Origin of the sequence: Halorubrum ezzemoulense, from assembly GCF_004126515.1 — an archaeon.
GTDB lineage: Archaea > Halobacteriota > Halobacteria > Halobacteriales > Haloferacaceae > Halorubrum > Halorubrum ezzemoulense.
The window spans coordinates 2,205,753-2,230,845 of record NZ_CP034940.1 but is presented as its reverse complement, the minus strand read 5'-3'; the positions used below and the strand labels follow the sequence as shown (position 1 = coordinate 2,230,845).

Sequence of the window (25,093 nt, the reverse complement as noted above, 5' to 3'; positions counted from 1 at the left end):
GATCCCGCGAGTACAAGAGGTTCGTTATGACGATTCACCCGGTTCGGTACTAACAACCGCTAAACCCCGCCCGCTCGGAGCGCCGCGTATGCTCTCAAGTGAACTGTTCGGCCCGCTCGCGGGCGCGGTCCTCCTCGGCGCGGTCCACGGCGTCGAACCGGGCCACGGCTGGCCGGTCGCCGCCTCCTACGCCCTCGACCAGACCAACAAGTGGCTGTACGGGTTCGCGGCGAGCGCCATCATCGGCCTCGGCCACCTCGTGAGCAGCATCGCGATGGTCGTCGTCTTCTTCTACGCGAAGAGCTACTTCGATCTCACGCAGGTCAACGAGCCGATCACGGTGCTCGGCGGCGTCCAGATCGGTGGGCCGGTCAGCCTCGTCGCCGGCGCGCTGCTGATCGGGCTCGGTGTCCGCGAGTACGTCCACGGGCACTCTCACGGCTCTCTTGAGGCGTCGGACGATCACGACGCTCACGCCCACGGCCACGATCGCGACCACAGCCACAACCACGACCACAGCCACGACCACGATGACGACGACGGACGCCTCGCTCGATTGAAGCGGCTTCTCCCGTTCGTCGGCGGCCACTCGCACGGCGGCTTCGACGAGGGGGCCGACCGCGGCCTGCTCGGAATCGCGTGGTTCGCGTTCGTCCTCGGGTTCGCCCACGAGGAGGAGTTCGAGATCATCGCGCTCTGTGCCGGGTCGAACTACTGTCTCGAACTGATGAGCGCCTACGCGCTCACCGTCATCGCGGGTATCGTCGGACTCACGTTGCTGCTGATCGCCGGCTACCACCGCTCTCGGGAGCGCGTCGAGCGGTACACCCCGTACCTGCCCGCGTTCTCCGCGGCGGTCCTCGTCGTCATGGGCGTCGGGTTCATCGCCGGGCTGTTCTGACCCGTCGTCGCGCGCGACCACCGTCCGGCGGGGACGCCCCCGTCGGCCGATCGCTTTTTATCCGGCCCGTCGAACTCGCGGTATGACACGCGTCGCCGAACTCCTCGCGTATCCCCTGAAGTCCTGTGACGGCGTCGCCGTCGACCGCGCCGCGATCGGCCCCGAGGGCGCGCTCCGCGGCGACCGCACGTACGCGCTCGTCGAGGCCGGCGTCGACCCGGAGCGCGCCTCCGTCAGCGGTGGCGGCGGCTACGTCAACGGGAAGAGCGAGCCGGCGATCCACGGGCTCAGCGCCGAGTACGAACTCGCCGGCCCGCCCGACGCCACGCCGACGGCCGTGACGCTCTCGCGACCGGCGACGGAACGCGCCCCGGCCGACGAGCGCACCTTCGCGCTCCCCGACGAAGGCGACGCGCTGGCCGACTGGGTCGGCGAGTACCTCGGGTACGCGGTCGACCTCGTGCGAGACGACGCGGGCGGCTTCCCCGACGACCGCGCCGCGCGCGGGCCGACGGTGGTTTCGCGGGCGACGCTGGCGACCGTCGCCTCGTGGTTCGAGGACGTGGCGGACGCGACGGAGATGCGCCGGCGGCTCCGCCCGAACGTCGTGTTGGACGACTGCCCGGCGTTCTTCGAGGACAGGCTGTTCGCCGACCACGGGGAGGGCGTCTGCGTCGCGGTCGGCGACACGGCGCTGATCGGCGTCAACCCGTGTCAGCGCTGCGTCGTCCCCTCTCGCGACCCGGACACGGGGGCCGAGATCGACGGGTTCCGCGAGCGGTTCGTCCGGAAGCGCCGCGAGACGCTGCCCGAGTGGACCGCGAGCGACCGCTTCGACCACGACTTCCGGCTGATGGTCAACACCGTCGTCGAGGAGCGATCGTGGGGCGACGTCCTCGCCGTCGGCGACGAGGTCACCGTCGACGGCGTCATGACCGTCGACGAGAGCGGGACGCCCGTCGCGGGCGCGGACGCGGCGGAGTGACTCTCCGGAAGCGACGCACGAACGGTAAAAGGCGAGCGGGCGGGTCAGCGAGCGGAACCGGCGACGGTCGAGAGCGGGACCGGCGCGCGAGAGTAAAAGTGACGACCGCCGTGACGCGTCAGCGCCCGCCGTCGGTCATCGCGACCGGTTCGTCCGCGTCGGCGTCGGCCGGCTCCGCGGCGGACTCGCCGCGCGACGCGGGATCGACCGCGGTGTCCGTGACGCCGAACTGCGTCCAGAAGGTCGCGACGACGACCGCGTACGCGACCAGGTCGTAGTGGACCGCGCCCTCCAGCCCGGTGAACGCGGTGAGCGTGCTGTAGCCGTAGAGGGCGGCGACCCCCCCGACGAACGCGACCTCGTTGGTGAACTCACCGTCGCGCACCGCCGCGGCCGCGCGACGGATCGTCGGGCCGCAGGCGACGAGGAACGCGAGCCCCGAGAGCGCGCCGAGGTTGATGAAGAAGTGCGTCGTCATCTGCGAGTCGAGGATCGACTGAAGGTACTGGACGGTCACCGGGTCGTAGAACAGCCACTCGACCCGGGTCGGGTACAGCACTGCGATGTACGGCGTCGCGACCATCAGGCCGAACAGGGTCGCGACCGCGACGCGCGCCGACGCGAACTGCGAGGCGCGCCGGGACTCGAACGCCTCGTCGCCGGGCGCGACGACGAGGCCGCAGGATTCGAGCTCCCCGCGGAGCGCGTCCCGCGAGAGCGACGGGTCGTGGTGGACGCCGACGGTCCCGTTGCGCCGCGTTGCCGAGGCGGCGCTGACGCCGTCGACGTCGCGCAGGACCGTCTCCAGTAACCCCTCGCGGCGGTCGGTCTCGATCCCCTCGACAGAGAACGTGTCGTGGGTGTGGCTCTCCGGCACGCGGGCGACTCGCGGCCCCGAACCGCCGGCGTCGCCCGGACACGTCGAGTCCCCGGTCGGATCGGGCTTCCCCGCCCCGTCGGGCGCGTCGAGTCCCCGTTCGCGGACCACGGCGTCGAGCGGCGACTCGCCGCCGGGGTGGTTGCTGTCTCGCATGAGAGATACCTACGGGTACACGACTATGAAACTTCCCCCGAGCGCGCGCCGCGTCCGGCCCAAAGTCCGCGTGCGGCGCTCAGGCGTTGACGGATTCGAGGTACGAGCTCACGATCATCTGTCCCTTGCGGGTGAGCGTGGTCCCGCTGTCGCCGTCGGCGACGAGGTCCTCCTCTCGGAGCGTGTCGAGGATCATCGACGTCTGGGCGACATCGCCGGTGACGACGTCCGCGATGTTCGCCTCGCCGCCCGCGGAGTAGATAGAGACGAGGATCTCCAGCTGCTCTTCGGTCGGGTCGAAGGACTCCAAGTCCTCCATCGCCTCGTCGTACTCGATCTTGATGTACCGGCCGAGGATGTTGAGCGCGCGCTCGTTCGGCACGGTCGTGATCGACGTGACCGTCTGGTCGTCGACGACGTGTTCGAAGACGAGCGCGGGGCGCTTCTTCCCGCCGAGGGTGCGGTCCGTCCGCTCGTAGTCGATCACCGAAGAGAGGTCGACCGTGAACGGGTCCGGACAGTTGTTGAACCGTATCTCGCCCGGCGACACCGACACCGAGGCGCGGTGGTCGGTCGCGTCCGTGACGCGGCCGCCGACCTTCGCTGGGTGTCGCACCGTCACGGTGACGTTCCGCAACAGGGACGTGAACAGCAGCCTGACGAACTTGTCCATGTCGTCGGGTTCGCCTTCCACGAGCGCCGAGCGCCGCGACCCGTCGCGCTCGTACGCGACGGTGACGCTGTCGTTGAAGAACGAGCGCAGGTCGCCGGGGACGCTCCCGACGACGACGTCGAACACCCGCGAGAGGGGGATCGTCTCCTTGCCGTCGTCGGTCGCGAGGACCAGCCGTCGCTGGCTCAACAGGACGCGACCGGTCGCCGGCTCGTCGGCGGACAGGCTCGCCGCGTGAACGCGGCCCACGAAGTCGGCGACGACGGACTCCTCCATCGGTACGTTCTGCGCGTCGTACGCTATTTATTGTTACTCACCTCGTATCAGTCGCGATAACGCGCAGTCACGTGATCGGACGGAGGTCGCCGGCGGTGAGGAACCCGGCCGATCGACGACGCCCCGATCCCCGGACGAGGCGACGGAACGTGCCGAACTCGTTCGGCCGCGGAAGCGAACTCGTTCGGTCGTCGGGCTCTCGTCTCGGCGGCGGCGGACGGGGAACAGCAAAGCCTAATGAGGTGGGCACCAAACCGTCAGGTGATGCCCACAGTAGAATACCTCAACTACGAAGTGCTCGACGACCACGGCTGGTCGATGGACGACGATAATCTCTTCGAGGAGGCCGCAGACGCCGGCCTCGACGAAGAGGACTACGGCACCCTCGAAGTGAACCAGGGCGAATACATCCTCGAATCGGCCGAGGCGCAAGGCTACGACTGGCCCTTCTCGTGCCGCGCCGGCGCGTGCGCGAACTGCGCGTCCATCGTCAAGGAAGGTGACATCGAGATGGACATGCAGCAGATCCTCTCCGACGAGGAGGTCGAGGAGAAGAACGTCCGGCTCACCTGTATCGGGAGCCCGGCCACCGACGAGGTCAAGATCGTCTACAACGCGAAACACCTCGACTACCTGCAGAACCGCGTCATCTGATCGGGTTTCTCCTTCGGTAACGGCCGCTCTCACACGGGATCGCGGCGTACGCGGTCCTCGATCCTCTCGGAGCCGGGAGCGGCAGGTCTGCCGCCGTCGCTCGACTCGGACGGCGACCCCTCCGCGTTACCGTCTCGCCCGAACCCGTTCGGTCGAATTTCGCGGCCGTGGGAACGCGCGAAACCCCGTTCGGGGAACCGTCCGTACGGTGGGGTATGGTCGAGAAGACGGACCGAAGCGAGGGCGCGAACGGGCCGCGGTCGGCCGACGGTCGCCGCTTCGAGGTGTTCGTCCGCGAGGCGGAGTCGGACCCGCTCCGCCACGTCGGAACCGTCGCCGCCCCGACGCCGGACGCCGCCCACGAGGAGGCGAGCAAGCTCTTCGCGTGGTACGCCCGCGACGTGTGGGTGTGCCCGGCCGCAGAGGTTTCCCGGTTTTCCGCCGGGTCGCTCGCGGACGACGGGACGGAGGCCGGAGAGAGCGACGCTGGCGACGGGGACGCCGACGAACCGCGCGTTTACGAGGAGACGGAGGGGACGCCGACCGTCTCCTGCGGCGGCGCGCCCCCGGCCGACGCGGTCGACGCCGACGACGCGGGGGACCAGCGATGATATCCGTCAGCAAGCTGCTCTGCGGGCTCGACGCCGAGAGCGACGGGCTCCGCTACGACGCGGCCGACGGCTCGAAGAAGCCGCAGATCACCGAGGAGGTACAGCAGCGTCCGGTCGTCGTCTGGAACACCACGAAGCGGTGTAACCTCTACTGCGAGCACTGCTACGCCGGCGCCGACGAGGCGGGCGCGCCGAACGAGCTCTCCACCGCGGAGGGGAAGGCGCTCATCGACGACCTCGCCGAGTTCGGCGTCCCGGTCCTCCTCTTCTCCGGCGGCGAGCCCCTCGTCCGCGAGGACCTCACCGAGCTGGTCGCGTACGCCGACAACAGCGGAATCCGGCCGGTGCTCTCGACGAACGGCACGCTCCTCACCCGGGAGCGCGCCCGCGAACTGAAGGAGGCCGGCCTCAAGTACGCCGGCGTCTCGGTCGACGGACTCCCCGAGCGCAACGACCGCATCCGGGGCGAGGAGGGCGCGTTCGACGCCGCCGTGCGCGGGATCGAGGCCTGCCTCGACGTGGGGCTCAAGACCGGACTGCGGTACACGATCACCGAGCACAACGTCGACGACCTCGCGGGCGTCGTCGACCTGCTCGCCGACGTGGGCGTCGACCGCTTCTGCTTCTACCACCTCGATTACGGCGGCCGCGGCGCCGACATCTCCGACGTCGACCTCTCCCCGGAGGCCACCCGGAAGGCGGTCACCGACCTCTGTGACCTCACCCGCGAGTACCACGACCGGGGCGAGGAGATAGAGACCCTGCTCGTCGGCAACTACGCCGATGCGGGCCACCTGGTCGAGTACGCCGACCGCGAGATGGGGAAGGATCGCGCCCGGCTCATCTACCGGTACCTCGAACGCAACGGGGGCGACCCGACCGGCGAGCGCGTCGCCGACGTCGACCCCGTCGGCAACGTCCACCTGACGCAGTTCTGGCAGGGGTACTCGCCCGGGAACGTCCGTGACCGCTCGTTCGGCGCGATCTGGTCCGACGAGTCGAACCCGCTCCTTTCCGGGCTCCGCGAGCGGGAGGAACACCTCTCCGGGCGGTGCGCCGACTGCGCGTACCAGTCGATCTGTCGCGGCGGCTCGCGGCTCCGGGCGCTCTCCGCGCACGGCGACCCGTTCGCGCCCGACCCGAAGTGCTATCTCACGGAGTCGGAGCGCGCTGGCGAGGAGGCCTTCGCACGGATCGACGGCCCCGACCGGTCCGCGCCCGCGGACGACTGAGTCGCCGTCCGGCGGTGGGCTTTACTCCGGGCCGCCGTCCGACTCGATCCCCGTGCCGTACTTCGTCGAGAACCGCTCCGCGGGCACCTCGCCGCGCGCGACGCCGATGGCGTCGCGCACGAGTTCGACGGTGGCGTCGTCTCGGGCCGGTTCGGGAACCGGTGGCTCGTCGTCGGTCATACCCGGCCCGACGCGTCGACGCCACCTCCGCGTCCCGCTTCACGTGTGTATCCCTTCAAGAGGACCGCGCTCACCCTTCGACGCCGTCGAAGACGTCGGTCACCAGCTTCGCCTGCGCAGTGCGGAGCCGCTGTGAGAGCGCCGACTTGCTGATCCCGAGCTCGTCCGCGAGGTCGCTCAGGCGCACGTCGCGGTCGTCGTCGAAGTAGCCGCGGACGACCGCGAGTTCGAGGCCGCGGCGCTGTTTCGGCGTCAGCGCGGAGAGGTCGAAGGTGACCTGCTCGGTCGCGTCGGGGCCCTCCACGACCGCGAGCCGGACGAGCCGCACCCGGTCGACGACCTCGCGGAGCTCCTCGACCAGTCGGCGCACGGCGTCGCGGTCGTCGACGTACGCGGTCACGAGGATCGTCCCGTCCTCGACGCGCCGGAAGTGCGGGGCGTAGCCGAGCCGGGAGAAGGCGTGACAGAGGCAGTCCTCGCTCACTTCGCCTGTCCCACGGCGCACGTCGCCGTCGGGCGTCGTCACGTCGACGACGCACTCCTCGCCGACGGCGTTGACAGCTACCCCGGCGGCCTCGGTGGCTTCGGTGACGATCGGACACCCGCTGTCGTCGACGAGGTCGACGTCGAGGTCGACCCGCAGGCGGCGGTCCCCGCTGACGGCGGCGTCGGACATGACAGCCGGTACGGGCAGCGCCGGTTTTACTTTTCGGCGGATTCCCGCGGACCGGTTGGACGACCCGAGCCGGGCCGGCGGCGTAGCGCGACCGATCCCACACCGTTTATTCCTCGCGGCCGGGAGTAGGCGGACGACGTGCGAGACGCGCTCCGCGGTATCGTCGAGCTCGCGCGCCTCGGCAACTGCGTCGCCGCCGGGGGGCTCACGGCCACCGGCGCGTTCGTCGCGGGCGCGGGCGGCGCCGCCCTCCCGACCGCGCTGGCGGCCGCGACGACCGTCTTCGCGGTCGCCGCGGGCAACGCGATCAACGACTACTTCGACCGCGAGATCGACGCCGTCAACAGCCCCGGCCGGCCGATCCCCCGTGGCGCCGTCTCGCCGCGGACCGCGCTGGCGACCGCCGCGCTCTGGTTCGCGGTCGCGGTCGCGTTCGCGGTCCGACTCCCGACCCTCGCGATCGGCATCGCCGCGGTGAACCTCGTCGCGCTCGTCACCTACACGAGCGTCTTCAAGGGTACGCCCGGGCTCGGCAACGCTCTGGTCGCCTACCTCGTCGGCTCGACGTTCCTGTTCGGCGGCGCCGCGGTCGGGAACCCGCGCGCGGTCCTCGTCCTCGCCGCGCTCGCCGGTCTCTCGACGTTCACCCGCGAGGTGATCAAAGACGTCGAGGACGTGGCGGGCGACCGCGAGGAGGGGCTCGCGACGCTCCCCATCGCGGTCGGCGAGCGCCGCGCGCTGTGGATCGGCGCGGCCGCGCTCGGCGTCGCCGTGACCGTCAGCCCGCTACCGTACCTCTCCGGGACGCTCGGCGCGGCGTACCTCGCGGTCGTCGCGGTCGCCGACGCGGTCATGCTGTACGCCGCCTACGAGGGCTTCGCCGACCCGGCCGCCGCGCAGCGCCGATTTAAGTACGGAACCTTCCTCGCGGCGGTGGCGTTCGTCGTCGGCCGCGCCGCGGTAGTCGCCTGAGACGGTCCGTTCCGGCCGCGTGAGTCGACGGTGCCGTCGCTCCCGGACGCGACTCATGGTAAAAACGAGAGCCGACTGCGGTTCGAACCGACGCTCGACGGCGGACGGTCAGGTGACGGTCACGCGACGTTGAAGCCCTTGTCGCGGAGGAAGTCCTCCACGCGACCCGAGTGGTTCCCCTGGAGTTCGATGGCGCCGTCTTCGACGGTGCCCCCGCAGGCGAACTTCGACTTGAGATCCGACGAGAGGGAACTCAGGTCCACGTCCTTCGGGTCGAATCCTTCGATGACCGTTACCTCCTTACCGTACCTGCGCTCGTCGATGCGGATGCTGATCTGCTGGGACTCTTTCGCGACGTCCTCGCAGACGCAGAGTTCCTGGGGCAGTCCGCACGTCGAGCAGACTTCCGACATTACAGCCTGAGTCTACAGGATGCCCATATTAAATAGTGTCGGGAAGCCCCCCGTTCAGCGGACGAACCGCCCGACGAGCGGCAGCCGTTCGAGCGCGAGCCGGCGCACGGCTCGCCGGGCCTCGTCGGCCTCGGCGCGCGTCACCGACCCGGCGTACGCGGCGCGCTCGTACGCGGCGGCGACGGTCTCGACGCGCTCGTCCGCGCCGAGCGTCCGGACCGCGTCGACGTAGCTCCGCGGCGTCTCCCCCGGGCGCCGCTCGCGGTAGCGCCCGGCCAACAGCCGTTCGAGGTCCCCGAACGCGCGCTCGGCGTCCGCCCTCGGATCGCGCCGCCGCCGCGGGAGCGCCGGACCGATCCGACGGTGAACTCGTCCCGCGAGTCCCGTCCGGCGGACCCCCGCGACGCCGAGCCCCGCGACGAGCAGCCAGTAGAGCGCGGTCTCCGGGTCGGGGAGCGACCCGAGCGGGCCGCCGTCGCTCCCGTCCGCCTCGGATCCCCTCGCCGACCGCGTGGCCGCCGCCGGAATGGTTCCGGTCCGGGTCCCGTCGAGCCGCGCGATGTCGGTGGGACCGACCGCGCCGCCGCCGCTCGCGTTCCCGACCGTCGAGTCGTTCGTCCCCCCGCTCGGCGCGTCGTCGGTCGTCTCCGCGTCGGTCTGGTTCGGTTCGGGGTCCGGCGTCCGGTCCGGGACGGACGCGTCCGTGTCGACGTTCTCCGCCCCGTCGGCGCGCGCCTCCGCGAGCCGGGTCGCCCGCGTCTCGTCGCGCGGCCCGGACGGGGTCGGGTCGAACGCCACCCAGCCGTGGTCCGGCACGTAGATCGACACCCACGCGTGGGCGTTCTGTCCCCGGACGACGTACTCGTCGTCGCCCACCCGCTGGCCCGGGGTGTAGCCGGTCTCGAAGCGCGCCGGGATCCCCTGCGACCGGAGCATCGCCGCCATCGTCGTCGCGAAGTACACGCAGTACCCGGCGTCCATCTCGAAGAGGAACGCGTCCGCCACGTCTCCCTCGGGCTCCTCGACGGTCAGCGTGTACTCGTACTCCGAGCGGAGGTACGCCTCGACCGCGGCCGCCTGCTCGTACGGCGACTCCGCGCCCGCGGCAGCGACGATCTCCTCTGTTCGGTCGCCGACCCGCCCGGGCGTGCTCTCGGGCAGCTGCGTGTACCGCTCCTCGATGGCCGTGGGGTAGTCGTCGCTGGCGTTCCGGAGCGCCGCGGGGTCTGCGTCGAGCACGCGGCTCCGGACGACCGCCCCGTCGCCCGGTTCGAGCGGCTCCGCGAGCCGGAGGCTCCCCCGCTCGTCGACCTCGACCGCGCCGCCGCCCAGAGCCGAGACCGGCTTCCACGGCGCCGGCAGCGCGGTCGACTCGGCCTCCGAGGTGATCCGCGTCTCGACGAGGTCGCTCGCGCCCGGCGGGCCCGACAGCGAGCCGTTGACCGCTGACCGCTCGCCGCTCCGCACCCACCCATCGCCGGTGTAGGTGTCGTACGCGCCGGTGTGCCAGTTCCGCTCAACCGGGCTCTCGATCGTGTACCGCACCTCCGGCGAGAGCCGCGTCGATCCGACGACGTCCAGCTCGTCGTCGCCGCTCAGGCTCGACTCTAACGTCGTCGTCCCGCGGTCGAGCCCCAGCGGGGCCGCCGCCCCCGCCGGGATCACGGTGACGGTCGCGCTCGCGACGACCATCGCGGCGACCACCACGGCGAACGTCCCCGCGTGGCCGCGGCGCCGGCTCGGCGTCGAGAGCGTCGCGAGGCCGACGGCGAGCGCCAGGCCGACGACCCCGGCGACCGCGGCTCCCGTCTCGGCGTCGCCGGTCAACACGAGGAAGCCGAGCGTCCCTCCCGCGACCGACGCGGCCGCGACGTGTCGCCCGCGCCCGACGAAGTAGCCGACGAGGAACGTCGGCACCGGCGCCACCGCGAGCACCCAGACGTCCGCGAGCGCCAGCCGCAACACGGAGAGCCCGGTCGACAGCGCGAGGAGGTCCAAGGTGACGCTCCGCGCCGTGAACAGCGCTCGCCGGCTCTCGGGGATCGCGAGGACGTAGGCGGCGAGCCCCGCGGCGAGGAGGAGGCCGGCCAGCCACAGCGCGGTCCGCTCGCCGACGGCCCGCGCCAGCGCGACGCCGCCGAGGCCGGCGAGCGCGACGACGCCGGCGGTCCGTCCCGTCCCGCCGACGACGTTCGTTATTTGGAAGAACACGGCGAGGTACGCCGCGGTGACGACCGCGACGCCGACGACCGCCGCGTCGGCGAGCCGCCCGTCGCCGTCGGTCGGCTCGCCCGGTGAACGGGGTTCCCGGAGCGACGAACCGCGGCTCACGGCGACGCCACCTCCCCGGGGTCCGCCGCGCTCTCGGCTCGGCGCGGGCCGTGGGCTCCGGTCGGCGTGCCCTCCTCCTCGGCCTCGCGGCGCAGGTCCGCGAAGGAGACCGCCCGGTCGCCCGTGCGGAACCGGGCGCCGTCCGCCCCGGCGACGATCGTCACGTCGGCCTCGTCGTCGGCCACAGCTCCCGGGCCGGTCACCGCCGCCAGCTCCAGCACCTCTCGTCGACCGCGGCCGCCCGGTGCCGCCGAGACGCGACCGCCGGGGAGCCGCACGTCGACCGGGACCCCGTCGTCGAGCAGCGCCAGCGCGAGACTCACCGTCGCCCGGGCGAGCTCGTCGGCCGCGACCGCGCTCGCGGCCCGGTCGGTGTCGCCGTGGTCGATACCGGCAAACACCGGTCGTTCCTTCCCGCTGCCGACGTCTGTCCCGCCCGCGATCGTCACCCGGTTCCGCGCGGTCTCGGCCGCGAACTCCTTGACGACGATCTCGTCTCGCTTGGCGGTCGTCGCCCAGTGGACGTCGCGGACCGCGTCGCCACGGGTGTACTCGCGGAGCCGGTCGAACTCCTCCCGTTGCCGGCTCACGTCGACCGCGTCGGCCGCGTACAGCGCCCGCCGGAACCGCGTCGGCATCGGGTCGCGGGGCGGGTACACCGTCACGGCGTCGGTCTCGTCGACGACCAGTTCGCGCTCGAAGAGGCCGAACACGTCGGTCACAGTGAGGTCGATCGGTCCGAGGGTCCGCTCGCCGCGCTCGCGGTACGTCACGCGGTACGACACCGGCTCAGTGCCGACGGACGCTCGGATCGGCGCCGTCGGCCCGTCGAGCCCCTCGTCTACCCGGACAGACACGTCGGCGAGGAACGACGGGGAGGCGTCGCCGCCCCCGACCGCGTCGGGTCCGAACTCCAGGCGGACCTCCCGCGTCTCCCCGACGAATCCGTCGGCGGGCGCCACGTGGCGGACCGCGGGCACGTCGACCCGCAACACTTGGACGTAGCCGGCCGCGAGCGCGATGGCGACCGGGATCACGATCGCGTCTAAGGCGCGGCCGCCTGCTGCGAACGCGCTGGCGGCTGCGACGAGGCCGACGACGCCGGCGACGCGCCCTCGTCGGGTGAGCGCTGGCGTCATCGGCGCGAGGGGGGCGTCATGGGCGGGTCACTCCACGCGAATCCGGTCGAGCGCGTCGCTGACGACGTCCGCGCCGTCGGTCCCGCCCGACTCGGTCCGGACCCGATGCGAGAGCACCGTCGGCGCCTCGGTCTGAACGTCGTCCGGGATCACGTACCCGCGGCCGTCGAGCGCGGCGCGGGCCTGCGACGCGCGGATCAGCGCGAGGCTCCCGCGCGGGCTCGCCCCGAGCTTCGCGTTCCGCCGGGTGAACACCGCGAGCCGGGCCACGTACTCCCGGACCGCCTCCGAGGCCTCGACCTCGCCGACGACCCGGCGGGCCGCCCGCACGTCCGCGATCGTCGCGACCGGCTCGACCGAGTCGACCGGGTGGTCGCCGGTGAGCCGCCCGAGGATCGCGGCCTCCTCCTCGGTGTCCGGGTAGCCGAGCCGGATCTTCTTCGTGAACCGGTCGACCTCCGCGACCGGAAGCTCGTACGTCTGTCCCGGCTCCACGTCGTTCTGGGTCGCGATCACGCAGAACGGGTCCGGCAGCTCGCGGGTGGTCCCGTCGGTCGTCACCTGGTTCTCCTCCATCGCCTCCAAGAGCGCCGACTGCGTCTTCGGCGGGGCGCGGTTGATCTCGTCGCCCAGCACGACGTTCGCGAACACCGGACCGGGCTGGAAGTCGAACTCGTCAGTGCGGCGGTTGAACACGTTGACGCCGGTGACGTCGGAGGGAAGGAGGTCGGGGGTGAACTGGACGCGCTTGAACGAGCCGTCGATCGAGCGCGCGACCGACTTCGCGAGCGTCGTTTTCCCGACGCCCGGCACGTCCTCCACGAGCAGGTGGCCGCGCGCCAGCACGGTGACGAGGACGTGTTCGACCGCGCCTCGCTTGCCGACGATCACGTCCTCGACCTCCTCGACGATGCGGTCCGCGAGCGTGGCGACGTCCGCGGGGGTCTCCGGTCCGCTCCCCGCGCCGGCCCCGGTCGTCGCTCCCGCGGCCTCGGCGTCGCTCGATTCCGCGTCGGCCGACCCCGCGGGACCCGTCCCGACCGGCCCGGACTCTCCGGGGTCGGTCATGTCCGGCCGACCTCGTCCAGGTCGGGCTCCCGCCCCGAGGCGACCGTGCGAATGCTCCCCGTGGTCATCGATATACACCGGCTAAGGCGAGCAACGGCATATGCGTTCCGCCGCCCCCGATCCGCCGTCGCGGCCGATTTCGGCGTCTCGGCCGTCGATCGCCCGGACGCGCCGTTTCCGCACAGCGCTCCGCGATTCCCTTCGATTCCCCGCGATTACGACTCCCTGACGTTCCGCCCGACGGGCTCGCCGAACGACGCCGCCCCCGTCGCCGGGTCGCGTTCGTAGACGACCTCGCCGCGGACGAGCGTCACCTCGGGGAAGACCCCGCGGAGCCCCTCGAATGGGGTCCACGCGGGGGCGCTGTGGAGCGCGGCGGCCTCGATCTCGCGGGGGTCGGCGATGTCGACGAGGACGAGGTCGGCGTCGCGCCCCGCCGCGACCCGCCCCTTCCGGTCGAGGCCGAATATCTCGGCCGGGTTCGCGGCGACCACGTTCCGGACGCGTTCGAGCGACAGTTCGCCCGTCCGCGCCGACTCCAGGAGCAGGGGGTACAGCGTCTCCACGCCCGGCACGCCGCTCGGCGCGTCGACGAGTCCCCGCCGCTTCTCCTCGACCGTGTGAGGCGCGTGGTCGGTCGCGACCACGTCGACGTCGCCCGCGGCGAGCCGGGCGAACAGTGCCTCGCGGCGCTCTTCCGACCGGAGGGGCGGGTTCATCCGCCCGAACGTGCCGAGCGACCGCGCCCGCTCGCGGGAGAGGTAGAGGTGGTGCGGCGTCACCTCGCAGGTGACCAGTGCGGTGTCGGCGTCGCCCCCGTCCTCGTCGGCTCCCGACCCGCCCTCGCGGGCCTCCGTCACCGCGTCGACCGCCTCTGGCGTCGAGGTGTGCGCGACGTGGAGTTGGGCGTCGCGCTCCGCGGCCGTCGCGAGCGCGCGCTCGACCGCGGCGACCTCGGCGTCGGCCGTCCGATAGGCGGACCACGCGTTGGCGGTCGCGGCCGTGCCGACCCCGCCGAGGTCGCCGTTGAGCGCGCCGTCGTCGAACAGCGTCGCGTCCTCGGCGTGGACCGTGACCGGCACGTCGCGGGCGCTCGCCTCGTCGAGCGCGTCGGCGAACAGGTCGGCGTCGATCCCCATGTCGCCGGTCGAGTCCGCGAGGAACACCTCGCCGAGCGCGAAGAGTCGCCGATCGAACAGCTCCTCGGGGTCCCAGTCGGGGGTCACGCCGCCGTTGATCCCGTAGTCGACGAGCGAGTCGGCCGCGAGCGCGGCCTTCTCGTCGAACGCCGCGCCGTCGACCGTCGGGGGCGAGGTGTTCGGCTGGTCGACGACGGTCGTGACCCCGCCGGCGGCCGCGCTCTCGGACCCGGAGGTCCACGTCTCCTTGTGCCCCCCGCCGGGCTCCCGGAAGTGGACGTGGACATCGACAGCGCCCGGCAGGAGGTGCCTCCCGCGGGCTTCGAGGACGCGCTCGCCGCCGTCGGCGCCGAGCCCCTCGGCGACCGCGTCGATCCGTCCGTCGTCGCCGATACGCACGTCTCGCACCCGGCCGTCGGCCAGCGTCGCGCCCGTGATGAGCATCGTTGTCGGCCGGTCGCGGCGAGCGGGATAAACGCTGGTGGTTCCGGGCGGCCGCCGGCCGACCGCGACGGCGACGCCTCGCAGGTCACCACAAGAGGTTTGCCGCCCGCGGCGGCTCGTCTCGCGCATGGTCTCGCCCGTCCCCGCTCCGTCGGTTCCGCTCTCCCTCGCTCCCGCGGTCGTCGATTCGGTCGTCGGCTGGCTGTGGACGCTCGCGCTGCTGGGCTTCCCCGGGCTCGTCGCCGCGGGACTGTGCGCGCCGTTCCTCGCGGCGTCGCGCCTCCGGGCGCTGTTCGAGGCGCTTCCCCCGGCGGGGCGGGTCCTCCCCTCGTACCTTGCGGTCGCGGTCGGGCTCTCCGTCCCGTACCTCGTCGGGGTCGGCCTCACGGTGGCGCGCGCCGGCGAGGCGGGGCCCGCGTGGAGTTCGGGGTTCCTCTCAACGGCGCTTCTCGGCGGCGTCCTCGTCGGCCTCGTCGCCCCCGCGGCCGCGGTCGCCGGGCTGCCGCGGTTCGGGGTCGACTGGGACCCGACGGGATACGGCGTCGGGACGTGGCTCCTCCTCGGCGCCGCCGGCCTCTGGTACGCGGTCGTCGCCGCCGTGCCGCTCGCCGCGCTCGCCGTCGGGATGGCGTTACCGGGCGGGTACTGACGGCGACGCGCGAACCGGGCGCCCCGACTCCGCGGGACCTCCCGATTCCATAACACTTTGTTGCCTCGCGTCGAGACTCCACCGCGCATGCTCCCCGCACCATTCCGGCTGTTCTTCGTTGCCGTCCCCCTCCTCGTTAGCGCCGGCGCGCTGGCGATGGCGGCGTTCCCGCGAAAGATGACGAGCTGGCAGACCCGCTCGCCAGACGGATCGACGGGGCGGATCGAACCGAGCGACACGCGGATCCTGATGATGCGCGTGATGGGCGTCGTCGTCGCCGCGCTCGCCCTCCTGATGGCGTTCGGTACGTTCTCGTTCACCCCCTGAGGCCCGCGGTTCCGCGCCCCGGCCCGAATCCTTGTCACGCGGTGACGACGCTCCGATACGGTTTTGGGTCGCCCCGCGGAACTCCCGACAAATGCTGTCTCGACAGTTCGTCCGGGAGAACCCCGAGGTCGTCCGCGAGGCGCTCGACAACAAGGGCGTCGACGTCGACCTCGACCGGATACTCGACGTCGACGAGGAGTGGCGGAAGCTGAAACAGCGCGGCGACGACCTGCGCCACGAGCGCAACGAGGTCTCCTCGACGATCGGCGAGCTGAAAGCCGCCGGCGAGGAGGAGGCGGCCCAGGAGGCGATCGAGCGCTCCCAGGAGCTCAAGTCGGAGCTCCAGGAGGTCGAGGCGCGCGCCGACGAACTGGAGCGCGAACTGGAGGCGTCGCTGCTCGAACTGCCCCAGATCCCCCAAGACTCCGTGCCGGTCGGCGCGGACGAGTCGGAGAACGTCGAGGTGCGCCGCGAGGGGTTCGACGACCACCGCGAGGTCCCCGCCGACGTGGAGCCGCACTACGACCTCGGTGAGGACCTCGAGATCCTCGACTTCGAGCGCGGCGCGAAGGTCGCCGGCGGCGGGTTCTACGTCGCGAAGGGCGACGGCGCGCGCCTCGAACACGCCCTGATCCAGTTCATGCTCGACGTCCACCGCGAGCAGGGGTACGAGGACGTGTTCCCGCCGATCCCCGTCAACTCCGAGTCGATGCGCGGCACCGGGCAACTCCCGAAGTTCACCGAGGACGCCTACCGCGTCGAAGGGTCGAACGAGGACGACTACGACGACGACGACCTCTGGCTGCTCCCGACCGCGGAGGTGCCGGTCACGAACCTCCACCGCGACGAGATCCTCCTCGGCGAGGACCTCCCGCTGAAGTACCAGGCGTACACGCCCAACTTCCGACAGGAGGCGGGCGAACACGGCACCGAGACGCGCGGTATCGTCCGCGTCCACCAGTTCAACAAGGTGGAGATGGTGAACTTCGTCCGGCCCGAGGAGAGCGACGAGCGCTTCGAGGGGCTCGTCGACGAGGCCGAGGAGGTGCTCCGCCGCCTCGAACTGCCGTACCGTATCTTGGAGATGTGTACCGGTGACCTCGGGTTCACGCAGGCGAAAAAGTACGACGTTGAGGTGTGGGCACCCGCGGACGACATGGACGAGGGCCCGGAGCAGGGAGGCCGCTGGCTGGAGGTCTCCTCGGTCTCCAACTTCGAGGATTTTCAGGCGCGCCGCGCCGGGATCCAGTACCGCGAGGAGCACCACGAGTCGGCGGAGTACCTCCACACCCTGAACGGCTCGGGGCTCGCGGTCCCGCGGATTGTCGTCGCGATCCTAGAGTACTACCAGAACGACGACGGCACCGTCACCGTCCCGGAGGCGCTCCGCCCGTACATGGGCGGCACCGAGGTCATCGACGGTCACGACGCGGTCGGCGAGTCGAAGCTGGGCGGGGAGTAGCCGGCGCCGTCCCCTCGGTCGCGGCCGCTACTTGTTCTCTAGGGCGTCGAGGATACACGCGGCGGCGATCACCGCCTCCTTCGGCACGCCGCTCGCGTCGTCGATGGTGACCGTGTAGGCGTCGCGCATCGAGAACTGCCCCGCGATGTCGCCGACGTGGCCGCCGTCGGCGTCGAATATCTCGTACTTGTTCGGGATCAGGTTCGCGGGGCCGACGAGGTGCCGGAGCGCGGACAGCACCTTGTTTTTCGACCGGATCGTCGCCAGCGCCTCGCCGGTGTCGGGGTCGCGAATCGTCCAGTTCTCGACGAGAAGCGAGAGGTCCTCGTCCAAGACGACGACCTCCTCGCCGGTGCCCGCGTCGGTGATCGCGTAGTTGCCCGCGACGTCCATGATGCCGCCGGCCTTCACCGAGAAGGCGTCCTCGCCGTCGGCCGTGACGAACGGGAACTCCTCTTTCAGCTTGAACATCTTCTGTTTCCCGCGCAGGACGACATCGCCGGCGCTGTCGGTGACGGCGTACTTGTTGCGGACCAGCGACTGCGTGACCTCGTATCGGTCGTCGCTGAGGTCCACCGTTGAGATGTCGTACGCGCTCGACTCGGCGGGGAACGTGGAGGGGTCGACCATGGGTGTCGACGCGCGTCACCGCCGGAAAAAGCTTCCTGCTCTCTCCGCGGCGCCCGCGGCCGGTCGGTAGCTCAAGCGATCGTCGTAGCCTCCGAGACCCCTTTTGAAACGGCGCACCGTCGTGACGGTAATGTCTCGACTCGCCCTCGTCGCGGTCGCGTGTCTCGTCGTCCTCGCCGGCTGCCTGTCGGGCGGCGCTCCGGGCTGCCCCGCGATAGGACCGGACGGCGAACGGGTCGACGATCCGGTGTGTCCCGACCAGCGGACGGGCGGGCTCTCGCTGTCCCTCGATCGGGACGGGGAGACCGTCCGCGTCGTCGCCACGAACGTGGGCGACGAGCCGGTCCCGATCAATCCGGACCGGTGGGTCGTCTTCCGGAACGCCGCCGACTCGGGGGCCCCCGAGTGGCGGGCGGCGGCGAACGCGCCGGCGGGAACGTACAACCTGACCGTGATCGAACTGGCCCCCGACGAGACGCGGACGTGGGCGCTCCGCTACGACCCGACCGCGTCGGACGCGTCCGACCGGCGCGACGCGGTGCTCGACCGGCCGGGCGAGTACGTCTTCTCGCTCGGGTCGAACAACAGGACCTACGTGATCCCCTTCGAGATCGAGGCGTGAACGGCGGCGCGCGCCGCTCAGACCGCCTCTTCGCTCTCCCGCTGTCGGTGGTGACGCCGGAGGACGCCGACCTTGTTCGCGACCGCGGCCGCCAGGTCCCGGAACGCCGCCGCGGCCTCGCCGTCGCCGTCGGAGACGATCGGCTCACCGTCGTCGCCTCCCGCGCGGACGGCCGGGTCCAGCGGCAGCGATTTGAGGTACGGGACGTCGACCGACTCGGCGAGCGTCCGCCCCCCGTCCTCGCCGAATATCTCGTGTCTGTCCCCGCAGCTCGGGCAGACGAACCCGCTCATGTTCTCGACGACGCCCAACACGTTCGTCCGGTACTCCCCGAACATCTGAACGCCTCGACGGGTGTCGCCCACGGCGACGGACTGCGGCGTCGTGACGACGACTGTCCCCATCACGGGGAGGTTCTGAAGCACCGTCAACTGGACGTCGCCCGTCCCCGGCGGCAGGTCCACCACGAGGTAGTCGAGCTGCCCCCACGACACGTCCTCGAAGAGGTCGGTGAGCGTGTTCTGCGCGACCGGTCCGAGCTGACCGACCGGCAGCGCGAAGCGGCGCGCACCGCGCACTTCGCCGGGTTCTTCGAGTGGCCCCGCGAGCACACCGGAGAGGAGGTGGCGTCGATGATGGACATCTCGCAGACGACGTTCACGCAGCACCTCCGCGCGGCCGAAAACAAGCTGTTCGCCGCGCTGTTCGACGACACTGTGACGGTGTCGTGAACGGCCCGCGGAGCGGTGACCGGTCGGCCACGGGGCGGTGATCGGTCGGCCGCGAGACGGTCGGCTGCGGTATCCCTCAACTCCGGTGCCGGTCGGCTACGGCGTCAGTCGGTCGACCGAGACCCACTCCACGTCGGCGGCGCGGACCCAGTCCGCCGCGCGCGCGCCGCGTCCGCCGCCGCCGACCGACGTCACCGCGAACACCATCTCCTTGCGGACGCCGCCGGCGAGCCGCACGTCGAGCGAGAGCTCGCGCGGCGAGAACCGGTGGTCGGCCTCGACGACGCGCACCAGGTGTTCGGAGTGGGGCAGGTCCTCGACCGTCTCCACGTCGAGGTACGTCCGGAAGTCGGCGCCGAACTTGAAGCCGGTCTTCGGCACCGCGTCGGCACCGCGGAGGCGCTCGTACACCGCGAGCCGGCGGTCGAAGCGGTCCCCCTCCACCTCGCGGCCGCGGGCAACGATCCGGGCGGCGTCGTCGCCGGCAACACCCCCCTCGTCTCCGACCGACGTGGACAGCGCCAGCCGGCCGTCCGCGACCAGCGACGCGGCCTCGACGAGAGAGAGCTGGAGCGCGCCCTCGACGTCTGCGGCCCGTCCGGTGAGCGGGCGGCCGTAGAAGCCGCGCTCGTACAACCCCTCGGGGGCGTCCCAGACGACGACGCGGTCGGCGAGGAGGACGCCGCTCAGGTCGGCGGGGGGCTCGTAGTCGGTCGCGCCGTCGACCGCGCCGCCCTCGGCCGCGAAGTAGGTGATGTCGGACTCCTCGTCGACGACCGCGAGGGTGCGGCCCGCGAGCCCCGCGGCCGCGACGGACTCCCGCTCGCCGACGACCCGAATGGGGTACTTGACCTTGCCCGTGTCGGGCGTCTCGCCGCGCTCGTAGGCGACGAAGTCGACCGCGTCTCCCGGCGCGTCGCTCCCCCCGGGCCACGGCTCGCGGGCGGGCGAGAGGTAGAAGCCGCGGTCGCGGAGGTCGGAGTAGACGAGGAACCGCACCGCGAAGCGGTCGGCGGCGGCCGCGCTCGCGACGAAGAAGCGCTCGAAGCCGACGGGGTCGCCGCCCGACACGCCCGCCGCGTCGCCCCCGAGTTCGATCCCGGAGAGGTCGCCGCGGAACAGGAGGTGGGCGGCCTCGACCCGCGAGAGCGCGATCTCGTTGCCGTCGAGCGGCCGCCCGTACCCCCGGGCGTCGTAGAAGCGCTGGCGGGCGTCCCCGCCCACGCGGACCGCGTCGCTCCGCAGGTGTCCCGTCGGTTGCATACCCGTCACGGCGGCCGGGCGAGGGAAGGGGGTTGCGGTCGGCGGTCGGGGCCGGTCACTCGTCTTGGATGAACTCGCCCGAGCAGTCGTACTCGATCAGCTCGAACCCGTTCGCGGCCACCACGCTCCCGTTGTAGGGGTCGGTCCGCTCGTACTGCTGGTGGATCGTGACGTTTTCCACGGCCGTCTCGCGGGTCCGGTTCCAGTCCTCACAGAGGTAGTTCGCGAGGTACAACCGGTGGTTCTCGTTGTCCGTCGACGCGACGTTGCCGAGGTACTTCCGCCAGCGCGCGCTCCGGTAGGTGGCCTCCGCGCGCGTCGGCCGGTCGAACTCCACGGGCGAGTCGCGCAACACGTCTCGCTCGGTCCCGTCGGCGAGGGTGCCGACCGTCACGAACCACCGGGTCGTGCGGGTGGGATCCGGTGCGAACATCCGCCAGTGTTGGTCCATCTCGACGGTTTCGAGGGCGTTTTCGGCCGGGTCTGGCGTCTCGGCGTAGCCGACCGCCTGGGCGCTCGAGAGGACGATCAGCACGAGGAAGACGTACGGCACGACCGTCGAGAGGAGCGGTCGTCCGCGTCCGACTCGCGCGCGGAGGCCGGCGACGGCGCCGCTCGGCGTCGGTCGGGGTATCGACGCGTCGAGCGAGGCGAGCGACTCTCCGACGGACTCGAGGCGCGCGCGCCACCGTTCGAGGGCCGCCGGCGGGCCGAACCGATCCACGGCGCGCTCCGCGGCGTCCCAGACCGGGGTCTGGAAGAACGGCACGAAGCCGACGACGACGACGATGGGGAAGAGGCCGATCGGCATCGTGACCGCCATGCCGAGGTGCATCCCGACGAACAGCGAGGCGATCGCGGCGCGCGGGATCCCCGTGAGCAGGATCAGCAGCGGGGAGGCGAACAGGAGCGCGATCCACAGGACCGTGAGACCGCGGAGCAGGCCGGTGAACTCGGCGAGGTGGTTCCCCAGCAGGTAGGTGAAGTGGTCCGCCTGCATGATGTACGCGACCGCCTCGCCGTCCATCCAGAGGTCGCTCCCGCGCTTGTGGATGCCGTTCGTCACGTACATCAACAGCACCTGTATCAGGACCGCCATCGTGGCGACGGTCGCCACGGCGGACCCGGACGGCCCGGCTGTCGCGGACTCATCGCCGTCGTCCGCCCCGGGATCTCTCTCGGAGCCGCCCGCGCCAGCGGCGGCGTCCGCGTCGGTCCCCGCGCCTGCCCGCCTGAGGGCGTCGACCGACCAGCGGGCGCCGAGCGGGAGGAAGACGCTCCAGAAGAGCAGCATGCGGAGCAGGCTGTCGCCCGAGTTCAACACCATCGGGTTCCGGGCGTGGAGCGAGAGCAGCAGCAGCCACGAGGCGAGCGCCGCGAGCCGCGTCCGATAGCCGGCGAGCAGCGCGAGGGCGAACGCGCCCGCGAGCGCGAACAGCAGGGCCACGGCCTACGGCTCACCGACGAGCGCGTGGACGGAGTACACCTCCCCGTAGTCGGCGAACAGCGCGCTCCGCGGGAGCACGCCGTCGTCCGTGTAGAAGGCGGACAGCGAGCGCGACCGCCGGATCAGGTCGGCGATCACCAGCGCACCGAGGCCGATCCGGAAGGCGGCGAGCGCGCGCAGGTCCACCGAACACCGCGCGGCGAGCGCCGCCGAAAGCCGTCGCACGACGGTCCGGAACCGCGATCGGGCGGTCGCGACGGAGGAACTTCGAGCCATGATGTCGGACTCCAACTTGTTGGAGAGGCCGAGGGACCTGTATAAGTTTTCCGTGCGCGGGACGGACCGCGTCCGCCTCGGCGCCCGCCGGGGTACCCGGCAACCGGTATCCCCCTTCTGCGCTCGCCGCAATCTTCCGCTCCGCCGCCACCGCAACCCCGGCTCCGGGTCCACCGCAATCCTGAACTGCGGCGGCGACGTAGGCTCGCGAGTGATGGACGGGGATATCCCCGACGATGAGGCCGTCATCCTCTTCGACGGCGTCTGTAACCTCTGTAGCGGGTTCGTACAGTTCGTCGTCCCCCGCGACGCGGAGGGGAAGTACCGCTTCGCCTCGCTCCAGTCCGACGTGGGACAGGCGCTGCTGGCCGAACACGACCTTGCGAGCGACGACCTCGACTCGGTCGTCCTGATCGAGGACGGCGAGAGCTACGTGAAGTCGTCGGCGATCATCGAGATCGCGTCGGGGCTCGGCGGCCGCTACCGGCTGCTCTCGCCGTTCCGCTACGTCCCGAAGTCGGTCCGCGACCGAGTCTACGACTTCGTCGCCGACAACCGATACCGGTGGTTCGGGAAGAAGGACCGGTGTATGATGCCCACCGGCGACGTGGAGTCGCGGTTCATCGAGTGAGCGAGGCGTTACCCCCGGCTCGCTCACTTCGCGTCGCGCCGATCACTCCGCGTCGCGCCGCTCGTAGGTGACGAACGCGAGGTCGTCGTCGGTCTCGCGGGCGCGCTCGACCCACGTCTCCCGGTCCCAGTCCGGAAACCGCGTGTCGCCGTCGGGGCGCTCGGGGATCTCGGTGATCTCCATCCGGTCGGCGCGGTCGAGGTACGCCTCGTACACCGTCGCGCCGCCGATGACGTACACGTCGTCGACGCCGCGGTCGGCGGCGTCCGCTCTCGCCCGCGCGAGCGCCGACTCGACGTCGTGCGCGACGACCGCGCCGTCGGGGAAGTCGCCGTCGTCGACGGGGCGGGTCGTCAACACGACGCTCGTCCGCTCGGGGAGCGGGCCGCCGACGCGCTCGGCGATGCGTTCGTACGTCTTCCGACCGACGATCACCGGGTGGCCGGTCGTGAGGCGCTTGAACCGTGCCAGGTCCGATGGGTAGTGCCACGGCATCGCGTCGCCGTCGCCGATCACGCGGTTCTCGGCGACGGCGGCGACGAGGACGAGGTCCGGGTTCGAATCCATGCCCGCCATCACTCCGCGACCGCGAACGAGATGCCGTCCGCGGAGTCGTAGTCGACGACCTCGACGTCCTCGTAGGTCAGCTCGTCCAGCGGCTTGTCCGCGATCTCGATCCGCGGGCGGTCGCGGGGCGTCCGCGACAGCTGTTCGAGCAGGCCGGGCACGTGGTCGTACCCCTCCTGCCCGTTCGGCTCGTCGGGGGCGGTGCGCTCGACCCAGCTTTTCACGTCGAGGTAGTCCTCCTTGCTCTCGACGTTCGCGAGCCGCTCCTGGACGTAGCGGAGATTGTTCGCGTACCACTTCCCGCGCTCGCCGCGGCCGCAGTAGACGTGCGCGTCGACGACCGTGTGGCCGAACTCCCCGACCTCGAAGCCGGTCCGCTGCGCGAGCGCGTTCGCAAGCAGCGCGTACGCCGCGATGTTGAACGGGACGCCGAGCGCGATGTCGCCCGACCGCTGCGTCAGGTGGAGGTTGAGCCGGCCGTCTTGGACGTTCACCACGAAGGTGTAGTGGCAGGGCGGTAGCGTCGAGACGGCGGCGTTCGCCGGGTGCCACGCGTTCACGACCATCCGGCGGGAGTGGGGGTTCTCTTCGAGCGTGTCGAGGACGTACTGAATCTGGTCGAACGTGCGCCGCCGCGTCCCGTCGTCGTCCTCCTCCACGGTGACCCAGCGGTCCGCGTCGTCGGGCCACGTCTCGCCGGGGAGTTCGGCCGCCGCCTCCGGGACGGGGTACCGCCGCCAGAACCGACCGTATGCGGTGTCGAGCTTCCCCTCCTCGTCGGCCCACGCGTCCCAGATCTTCGTCTCCTCGCGGAGGTTCCGGATGTGCTCCTCACCGGAGAGGTACCACAGCACCTCGTGGATGAGCGAGTTCCACCGGTAGCCGTCCATCTTCTTCGTCGTCAGGAGGGGGAACCCCTCCGCGAGGTCGACGGTGTACTGCCCGCTGAACGTCGCGATGGTGTCGACGCCGGTCCGGTTCGGCTTGTACGTGCCCGTCGAGAGCGCGTCGTCGACGAGATCGAGGTACTGTTGCATGGTGGGGTGGACGCGCCGGGACGGCCGTCGCCGGCGCGGGCTGATATCGGATGAAACGGGGCGGGGAACCTAATAACGTTGATCGAACCCGCCGCAGTCACCGGTACCGCTCGGGGACGTACGGGTCCAACACCGCCGGCAGCAGCGGGAAGAACACTGCGGCGGCGTCCGCGAGACGCCGGCGAAGGACCGCGTACACGGCGGCGACGATCACCGTGGCGACGACGAGCCGTCGGAGCGGCCCGTCGAGCAGGAGGTACAGCGGCACCGACATTGCGACGGAGAGCGCGAGGTCCTCCACCGCGCCGTCGTAGCGGACGCCGCGGCGCGGCGGGATCCACCGATCCCGGTGGTGGTCGTACACCGCCTTGTCGGAGTTCCCCTCCCACGGGCGGAGCTCCAGCCCGCCGCCGTACATGTCGGTGACGCTGTGGAACGCCGCCCCGAGGAGGAAGAACGCGGCGCCGACGGTGACGGGTGACGGCGCCAGCGCCGCCGCGAGCAGCGCCGGCACCGCGATCACCGGGTAGTACACCGGGTAGTGGAGCGTCCGCCGGTGACCGACGTACATGTCCAGATCCGGCGTGAGGCCGCCGAGAAAGCCGGCGACGAACCCGATCGGCGCCAGCTCCGGCGCCACGAGCGCCAGCGGGGTCGCGAGCAGCATCCCCGCCAGCACGTGGGTCGGGAGCATCATTGTGATCGTACTCAGGCGACAGAAATA

27 protein-coding genes and 1 pseudogene are annotated in these 25,093 nt (G+C 71.5%); 12 read left to right on the top strand and 16 right to left on the bottom strand.

The genetic code is table 11. The annotated features are described in order from the left end of the window. Positions 1-88: 88 nt before the first annotated feature. A complete protein-coding gene (locus EO776_RS11220) occupies positions 89-901 on the top strand; it encodes a hypothetical protein (protein ID WP_094519835.1) in 813 nt (270 codons plus the stop codon). Between the two features lie 82 nt (positions 902-983). Continuing rightward, complete coding sequence (locus EO776_RS11215) at positions 984-1,886, top strand: MOSC domain-containing protein (RefSeq protein ID WP_094519836.1); 903 nt, start codon at positions 984-986, stop codon at positions 1,884-1,886. Between the two features lie 118 nt (positions 1,887-2,004). Here EO776_RS11215 and EO776_RS11210 read toward each other — a convergent pair whose 3' ends face one another. Together EO776_RS11210 and EO776_RS11205 are read right to left on the bottom strand one after the other, a co-directional pair. Further along, on the bottom strand, positions 2,005-2,919 hold the full coding sequence (locus EO776_RS11210) for a hypothetical protein (protein ID WP_049931606.1): 915 nt from the start codon (positions 2,917-2,919) through the stop codon (positions 2,005-2,007). Positions 2,920-2,998: 79 nt separating this feature from the next. Next, the gene (locus EO776_RS11205) at positions 2,999-3,868 is read right to left on the bottom strand and encodes a CheF family chemotaxis protein (RefSeq protein WP_049931605.1); all 870 of its coding nucleotides are present in this window, start codon (positions 3,866-3,868) and stop codon (positions 2,999-3,001) included. Positions 3,869-4,132: 264 nt separating this feature from the next. Here EO776_RS11205 and fer point away from each other — a divergent pair, with 264 nt between their 5' ends. The 3 genes from fer (at position 4,133) to EO776_RS11190 (ending at position 6,365) form a co-directional block, all read left to right on the top strand. Then, complete coding sequence (gene fer, locus EO776_RS11200) at positions 4,133-4,522, top strand: ferredoxin Fer (protein WP_049931604.1); 390 nt, start codon at positions 4,133-4,135, stop codon at positions 4,520-4,522. Positions 4,523-4,737: 215 nt separating this feature from the next. Beyond that, positions 4,738-5,133 carry an Htur_1727 family rSAM-partnered candidate RiPP gene (locus tag EO776_RS11195; RefSeq protein WP_094495534.1) on the top strand — a complete coding sequence of 132 codons (396 nt, stop codon included), beginning with the start codon at positions 4,738-4,740 and terminating at the stop codon, positions 5,131-5,133. Beyond that, positions 5,130-6,365, top strand: coding sequence for a TIGR04347 family pseudo-SAM/SPASM protein (locus EO776_RS11190; RefSeq protein WP_094519837.1), 1,236 nt, complete (start codon positions 5,130-5,132; stop codon positions 6,363-6,365). Before EO776_RS11195 ends, EO776_RS11190 begins: the two co-directional genes overlap by 4 nt. Positions 6,366-6,386: 21 nt before the next feature. Here the strand turns inward: EO776_RS11190 and EO776_RS18995 are convergent, their stop codons facing one another. Continuing rightward, complete coding sequence (locus EO776_RS18995) at positions 6,387-6,545, bottom strand: hypothetical protein (RefSeq protein ID WP_155120037.1); 159 nt, start codon at positions 6,543-6,545, stop codon at positions 6,387-6,389. Between the two features lie 70 nt (positions 6,546-6,615). Next, the gene (locus tag EO776_RS11185; RefSeq protein ID WP_049931600.1) at positions 6,616-7,221 is read right to left on the bottom strand and encodes a helix-turn-helix domain-containing protein; all 606 of its coding nucleotides are present in this window, start codon (positions 7,219-7,221) and stop codon (positions 6,616-6,618) included. Between the two features lie 138 nt (positions 7,222-7,359). On the opposite strand from EO776_RS11185, the gene EO776_RS11180 reads away from it, so the two are divergent. Further along, positions 7,360-8,193 (top strand): geranylgeranylglycerol-phosphate geranylgeranyltransferase, encoded by an 834-nt coding sequence (locus EO776_RS11180; protein WP_049931599.1) that lies wholly within the window; start codon positions 7,360-7,362, stop codon positions 8,191-8,193. Between the two features lie 119 nt (positions 8,194-8,312). Here EO776_RS11180 and yciH read toward each other — a convergent pair whose 3' ends face one another. The 5 genes from yciH to EO776_RS11155 form a co-directional block, all read right to left on the bottom strand. Beyond that, positions 8,313-8,606, bottom strand: a complete 294-nt coding sequence (gene yciH, locus EO776_RS11175) for a stress response translation initiation inhibitor YciH (protein ID WP_004596695.1) — start codon at positions 8,604-8,606, stop codon at positions 8,313-8,315. A gap of 54 nt (positions 8,607-8,660) precedes the next feature. Next, positions 8,661-10,937: a transglutaminase family protein gene (locus EO776_RS11170; RefSeq protein WP_094519838.1), complete on the bottom strand. Its 2,277-nt coding sequence runs from the start codon at positions 10,935-10,937 to the stop codon at positions 8,661-8,663. Next, entirely contained in the window at positions 10,934-12,076 is a 1,143-nt protein-coding gene (locus EO776_RS11165) for a DUF58 domain-containing protein (RefSeq protein WP_094519839.1), read from the bottom strand. The genes EO776_RS11170 and EO776_RS11165 overlap by 4 nt, the downstream gene beginning before the upstream one ends. 27 nt (positions 12,077-12,103) lie before the next feature. Further along, a complete protein-coding gene (locus EO776_RS11160; protein WP_086215419.1) occupies positions 12,104-13,144 on the bottom strand; it encodes an AAA family ATPase in 1,041 nt (346 codons plus the stop codon). A 215-nt stretch (positions 13,145-13,359) separates the two neighbouring features. Further along, positions 13,360-14,727 carry a dihydroorotase gene (locus EO776_RS11155; protein WP_086220436.1) on the bottom strand — a complete coding sequence of 456 codons (1,368 nt, stop codon included), beginning with the start codon at positions 14,725-14,727 and terminating at the stop codon, positions 13,360-13,362. A 127-nt stretch (positions 14,728-14,854) separates the two neighbouring features. Here EO776_RS11155 and EO776_RS11150 point away from each other — a divergent pair, with 127 nt between their 5' ends. From EO776_RS11150 to serS, 3 genes are all read left to right on the top strand, one after another. Next, positions 14,855-15,376 (top strand): hypothetical protein, encoded by a 522-nt coding sequence (locus tag EO776_RS11150; RefSeq protein WP_094519840.1) that lies wholly within the window; start codon positions 14,855-14,857, stop codon positions 15,374-15,376. Positions 15,377-15,463: 87 nt separating this feature from the next. Then, positions 15,464-15,703: a hypothetical protein gene (locus EO776_RS11145; protein WP_094519841.1), complete on the top strand. Its 240-nt coding sequence runs from the start codon at positions 15,464-15,466 to the stop codon at positions 15,701-15,703. A gap of 91 nt (positions 15,704-15,794) precedes the next feature. Then, positions 15,795-17,165 carry a serine--tRNA ligase gene (gene serS / locus EO776_RS11140; RefSeq protein ID WP_089308137.1) on the top strand — a complete coding sequence of 457 codons (1,371 nt, stop codon included), beginning with the start codon at positions 15,795-15,797 and terminating at the stop codon, positions 17,163-17,165. 27 nt (positions 17,166-17,192) lie between these two features. On the opposite strand, the gene EO776_RS11135 is transcribed toward serS, so the two are convergent. Next, positions 17,193-17,795 carry an LURP-one-related/scramblase family protein gene (locus tag EO776_RS11135; protein ID WP_086215414.1) on the bottom strand — a complete coding sequence of 201 codons (603 nt, stop codon included), beginning with the start codon at positions 17,793-17,795 and terminating at the stop codon, positions 17,193-17,195. A gap of 130 nt (positions 17,796-17,925) precedes the next feature. On the opposite strand from EO776_RS11135, the gene EO776_RS11130 reads away from it, so the two are divergent. Next, positions 17,926-18,417, top strand: a complete 492-nt coding sequence (locus tag EO776_RS11130) for a hypothetical protein (protein ID WP_086215413.1) — start codon at positions 17,926-17,928, stop codon at positions 18,415-18,417. 17 nt (positions 18,418-18,434) lie between these two features. Here the strand turns inward: EO776_RS11130 and EO776_RS11125 are convergent, their stop codons facing one another. Next, entirely contained in the window at positions 18,435-19,028 is a 594-nt protein-coding gene (locus tag EO776_RS11125; protein WP_394346112.1) for a P-loop NTPase, read from the bottom strand. Between EO776_RS11125 and EO776_RS11120 the strand changes: the two genes are divergently transcribed. Next, entirely contained in the window at positions 18,939-19,148 is a 210-nt protein-coding gene (locus tag EO776_RS11120; RefSeq protein WP_369335233.1) for a helix-turn-helix domain-containing protein, read from the top strand. The genes EO776_RS11125 and EO776_RS11120 overlap by 90 nt on opposite strands. 96 nt (positions 19,149-19,244) lie before the next feature. Here EO776_RS11120 and endA read toward each other — a convergent pair whose 3' ends face one another. Next, entirely contained in the window at positions 19,245-20,411 is a 1,167-nt protein-coding gene (gene endA, locus EO776_RS11115) for a tRNA-intron lyase (RefSeq protein WP_094519842.1), read from the bottom strand. Positions 20,412-20,466: 55 nt separating this feature from the next. Beyond that, positions 20,467-22,134 (bottom strand): annotated as a pseudogene (locus EO776_RS11110) (HTTM domain-containing protein). Between the two features lie 214 nt (positions 22,135-22,348). Here EO776_RS11110 and EO776_RS11105 point away from each other — a divergent pair. Then, the gene (locus EO776_RS11105) at positions 22,349-22,765 is read left to right on the top strand and encodes a thiol-disulfide oxidoreductase DCC family protein (protein WP_086215411.1); all 417 of its coding nucleotides are present in this window, start codon (positions 22,349-22,351) and stop codon (positions 22,763-22,765) included. Between the two features lie 42 nt (positions 22,766-22,807). On the opposite strand, the gene EO776_RS11100 is transcribed toward EO776_RS11105, so the two are convergent. From EO776_RS11100 to EO776_RS11090, 3 genes are all read right to left on the bottom strand, one after another. After that, positions 22,808-23,341, bottom strand: coding sequence for a dihydrofolate reductase (locus tag EO776_RS11100; protein WP_086220069.1), 534 nt, complete (start codon positions 23,339-23,341; stop codon positions 22,808-22,810). Further along, the gene (thyA, locus tag EO776_RS11095; RefSeq protein WP_049931586.1) at positions 23,341-24,369 is read right to left on the bottom strand and encodes a thymidylate synthase; all 1,029 of its coding nucleotides are present in this window, start codon (positions 24,367-24,369) and stop codon (positions 23,341-23,343) included. Before thyA ends, EO776_RS11100 begins: the two co-directional genes overlap by 1 nt. 97 nt (positions 24,370-24,466) lie before the next feature. Beyond that, positions 24,467-25,063, bottom strand: a complete 597-nt coding sequence (locus EO776_RS11090) for a metal-dependent hydrolase (protein WP_176450665.1) — start codon at positions 25,061-25,063, stop codon at positions 24,467-24,469. Positions 25,064-25,093: the final 30 nt, after the last annotated feature.